Genomic DNA, 4,613 nt, shown 5'->3' with positions numbered 1-4,613 from the left:
TCGAGGGCCGGCGGGGCATGCCACGCATCCGGCCGCCTTTTCCGGCCCAGGCCGGTTTCCGGGGACTGCCGACCTCCATCAATAATGTGGAAACCTTCGCCAATTTGCGCAGTATCATCCTCAAAGGCTGGCAGTGGTATGCCGCTATGGGGACTGAAAAAAGCAAAGGGACCAAGATCTTTTCCGTCACCGGCCGGATCAACAATACCGGCCTGGTGGAAGTCCCCATGGGGACCACCCTGCGCCAGGTCATCTTTGATATCGGGGGAGGGATCCCCAAAGGGCGGAAGTTCAAGGGGGTCCAGATGGGAGGTCCTTCAGGCGGCTGCATCCCGGCCCGCTACCTGGATATCCCCATCGATTACGACTCCCTGCGCCAGGTAGGCTCCATGATGGGTTCGGGCGGGATGATCGTCATGGATGAAAATACCTGCATGGTCGATATTGCCCGTTATTTCCTCTCCTTCACCCAGGATGAATCCTGCGGCAAATGCTCCCCCTGCCGCCTCGGGACCACCCAGATGCTCAAAATCCTGACCCGTATTACCCGCGGAGAAGGCCGGGAAGGGGATATCGAAAAATTGCAGCGCATCGGCCAGGCGGTGAAATCTTCCTCCCTCTGTGGTCTGGGACAATCCTGTGCCAATCCGGTGCTGACCACCATTCAGCATTTTCGCGAGGAATATGAACTCCATATCCGGGAGAAACGATGCCCGGCCGCCACCTGTGATGCCATGGTCATCTCGGCCTGTCAGCATGCCTGTCCGGCCGGGATCGATGTCCCCAATTACGTTGCGTCCATTGCCGAAGGGCAGTATGCCCAGGCCGTGGAAATTATCCGGGAGAAGAACCCTTTCCCGGCGGTTTGCGGCCGGATTTGTATCCATCCCTGTGAACTGAAGTGCCGGCGAGGCGAGCTGGACGAACCCGTGGCCATCAGGTCTTTAAAACGGTTTGCCGCCGATTGGTATTTTGAACACCTTGAAACGGCCGGCACCCCTTTTCCGAAAACGAAAAACCAGAAGGTCGCCGTCGTTGGGGCCGGCCCGGCCGGACTGACCTGTGCCTATTTCCTGGCTAAGAAAGGCTACCCAGTGACCGTCTTTGAGTCCCAATCTATCGCCGGCGGGATGTTGGGGATCACCGTCCCGGAATTCCGCCTGCCCAGGGAAATTATCCAGAAAGAGATCGATTATATTGAAAGCTGCGGGGTGGAAATCCGCTATAATACCCCTATCGACGCCCGGCATACCATTACCGACCTGAAAGAAGAAGGTTACGGGGCTATTTTTATCGCTGCCGGCGCCCAATCCAGCAAACGGATCGGGGTCCCCGGGGAAGAAGAGGGTCTGGAAGGTCTCTATTATGGCCTGAAGTTCCTGTCCGACATAAAAACCGGGGAAAAGATCAGATTAGAGGGCAGAGTGGTCGTGATCGGGGGAGGCAACGTGGCCATCGATGTGGCCAGGACCTGCCTCCGGGTCGGGGCCGAGGAAGTCCAGTTATATTGCCTCGAATCCCGGAATGAAATGCCGGCCTGGGAAAAAGAAATCAACGAAGCCATCGAGGAAGGGGTCCTAATCAACCCCTCCTGGGGACCCAAGGAAATCCTCCACCGGGGGAATAAGGTGACCGGGATCGATTTTGTCCGCTGCCTGTCCGTCTTTGATTCCGAAGGCCGCTTCAAACCGACCTTTGATCTGGAAACCACCGAGTCGGTCCGGACCGGAACGGTCATTGTCTCCATAGGCCAGGCCGTAGATCTTTCTTTCCTCTCCAGGGACAGCCAACTGGAAAGGGCCTTATGGGGAACCCTGGGAGTGGATGAAAACACCCTGGCCACCAATATCCCGGGGATCTTTGCCGGTGGAGATTTTACCACCGGTCCCACCTTTGTCATCAGGGCCATCGGTTCAGGCCGCAGGGCGGCCCTGGCCATAGACCAGTATCTGGAAGGGAACAAGGGGAAGGTCCAGATGGTGGATGAAAAAACGGAATTAAGGAACGAGGCCCCTCTGGCCCAGGAAGAAGAAACCATTCAAGCCAAACCCCGGATCAAAACCGAAATGCACCGGCCCCAGGAACGAATCAAGGATTTCCGGGAAGTGGAAATAGGGCTGTCCCTGGAGCAAGCCCATTGGGAAGCCAAAAGGTGTCTGCGTTGTGATCTTGAAAAAAAATAAGAGGAGTTATCCATGATTCGATCCATTACCAGGCAAAAAACCGAAGAGGAAATCGATCAGCTTCTGCAAAGACTTAATCGCATCTTTATTATCGGCTGCGGCACCTGTGTCACCCTTTGCCGTACCGGGGGTCAGGCCGAGGTCAAGGCCATGCAGGAGAAACTTTCCAAGAAAGGGAAGATGATTACCGGTACGCTCATCTTGCCGGTAGCCTGTGACAATTTGACCGAAGAGGCTTTCAGGGAATGCGGCCCTCAAATGGATCAGGCCGATGCCCTGTTGATCATGACCTGTGCCTTCGGGGTCCAGACCGCTGCCCGCCAGGTTTCCAAACCGGTGATTCCGGCCCTGGACACCCTTTTCATTGGTAAGGAGCAAGGACTGGGCCAGTTTGATGAAATCTGTGTTCAATGCGGAGACTGCATCCTGGGCATCACCGGCGGCATCTGCCCGGTGACCTCCTGTCATAAAGGCCTGGTCAACGGCCCTTGTGGCGGCACCAATAATGGAAAATGTGAAATCGATCCTCAGAAAGACTGTGCCTGGACATTAATCTATCGCCGACTGGAGGAACAGGGACAGCTTCATTTGATGAAACAATATCAGAAGCCCCGGAATTATCAGGTGGAACACAAACCGGGGAAGTTTTTTGTCCCCTTAGAACCTTAGTTTTTTTGAGGTATAATACGAAAAGACATTGAGGGAATAAGTATGAAATTGTTCTTTAGCTTAAAGCACAAGGCAAATCCGTTACAGCGGACTAAATCAAAACAATTGTCTTTCCTTTCAGCTTTCAGCTTTGAGCTTTCAGCAATAAAAGAAAGGAGTTGAGTCTATGTCCCAAAGTTTCCGTCAGGCCCTGCAGTCAGGGAAATTTCTCATTACCAGTGAAGTCGGCCCGCCCAAAGGGACCCATCTGGAGAAGATGAGTCATCATATTGACCTCTTGAAAGACCTGGTGGATGCCCTGAATCTGACCGATCATCAGAGTTCGGTCATGCGGTTTCCCTCTCTCGGTGCCGCCCTCATGGTTAAGGAACAGGGTGGAGAACCCATACTTCAGATGACCTGTCGGGACAGGAATCGCCTGGCCCTTCAGGCCGATCTCCTTTTTGCCTATCAGCGGGGAATTCGCAATGTTTTATGTCTGACCGGTGATGCCATTGTGGTGGGAGACCACAAATCGGCCAAGGCGGTCTTTGACCTGGACTCCAGCCAATTGTTAGCCGCGGTCCGAACCTTGGAAAAAGGTAAAGACCTGGGCGGGACCGAACTGGACGGGGCGGTTGAATTTTGTGCCGGGGCCATTGTCACTCCGGAGGCCAATCCCCTGGAACCCCAATTGATTAAATTTGAAAAAAAGGTCGAAGCCGGGGCCGAATTTTTCCAAACCCAGGCCGTCTACGATCTGGAAAAATTCGTCCATTTTATGGAATATGCCCGCCAATTTCCGGTAAAAATCCTGGCTGGAATAATTTTGTTGACTTCGGCCCGGATGGCCCAGTATATGAATAAAAATGTCCCCGGAGTCCTGGTCCCCCAGCCGTTGATTGACGAAATGGCCGGGGCACCTAAAGGGCAGGCCTTGGCCAAGGGGATTGAAATCGCCGGTCGAATGATAAAAAAACTTAAGGAAGAAAAAATCTGCGATGGCGTTCACATCATGGCCATCGGGAAAGAAGAGGTTGTCCCGGATATTTTGAAGGCGGCCGGCCTCGATTAATTTTGGATTTCGGATTTTAGATTTCGGAATAAAAGGCATTCCCCAAGGCAATCCAATTCCGCAATCCGCAATCCGCAATAAAAAAAGGAGGGTCTATGGAAAAGAAAAAAATTCTAATAGTTGATGATGACCCGGATCTGGTTGAAACGGTCAGTATGATGCTCGAAGCCAGGGGGTTTTCACCCCTGCCAGCTTATGGCGGAATAGAAGGATTGGAAAAGGCCAGAAAAGAGGCTCCGGATCTGATCGTTCTGGATGTCATGATGCCCGATAAGGACGGCTATGCGGTCTGCAACGAACTTAAAAAAGACCAGGCCTGTTGCGAAATCCCGATAATTTTGCTCACCGCCATTGGGGATCATATTACCTCCACCACCTATACCTTAAGCGGCGGGATGGAGACCTTTGCCGACGACTTTTTCCAAAAACCGGTAAACATCCAGTCTTTGGTCAACCGTATTGAAGAATTGCTGAAAGATTAAAAAACGAGGGATTGGGGGATTAAAATCCCCCAATCCTTAAATCCCTAAATCCCCAATTTCCCCCGAACTGAAAAAAATTTCTAAACCTTCCCCAAAAAAAATCCGATAAATACAAATAATAATCTTTTTATCCTCCGAAGGGTAGAGTTAATGGCAATCTCTGTTCCTTTTGAAGCCCTCGAATCGGGGATGGTTTTGGCCGAGCCGGTTATTAATCGGTTCGGA

4 protein-coding genes are annotated in these 4,613 nt (G+C 52.4%); all 4 read left to right on the top strand.

The window, feature by feature from the left end; all coding sequences use genetic code 11:
* The coding region (locus tag HY879_22445) for an FAD-dependent oxidoreductase (GenBank protein ID MBI5606104.1) at nucleotides 1–2,183 on the top strand (2,183 nt) is incomplete at its 5' end.
* Nucleotides 2,184–2,195: 12 nt separating this feature from the next.
* The gene (locus tag HY879_22440; GenBank protein ID MBI5606103.1) at nucleotides 2,196–2,852 is read left to right on the top strand and encodes a methylenetetrahydrofolate reductase C-terminal domain-containing protein; all 657 of its coding nucleotides are present in this window, start codon (nucleotides 2,196–2,198) and stop codon (nucleotides 2,850–2,852) included.
* A 166-nt stretch (nucleotides 2,853–3,018) separates the two neighbouring features.
* On the top strand, nucleotides 3,019–3,906 hold the full coding sequence (locus tag HY879_22435; protein ID MBI5606102.1) for a methylenetetrahydrofolate reductase: 888 nt from the start codon (nucleotides 3,019–3,021) through the stop codon (nucleotides 3,904–3,906).
* Nucleotides 3,907–4,001: 95 nt separating this feature from the next.
* A complete protein-coding gene (locus tag HY879_22430; GenBank protein MBI5606101.1) occupies nucleotides 4,002–4,388 on the top strand; it encodes a response regulator in 387 nt (128 codons plus the stop codon).
* Nucleotides 4,389–4,613 lie beyond the last annotated feature (225 nt).

It is taken from the genome of Deltaproteobacteria bacterium, assembly GCA_016219225.1.
Taxonomy (GTDB): Bacteria; Desulfobacterota; RBG-13-43-22; order RBG-13-43-22; family RBG-13-43-22; genus RBG-13-43-22.
This window is presented reverse-complemented; position numbering and strand designations above follow the sequence as displayed.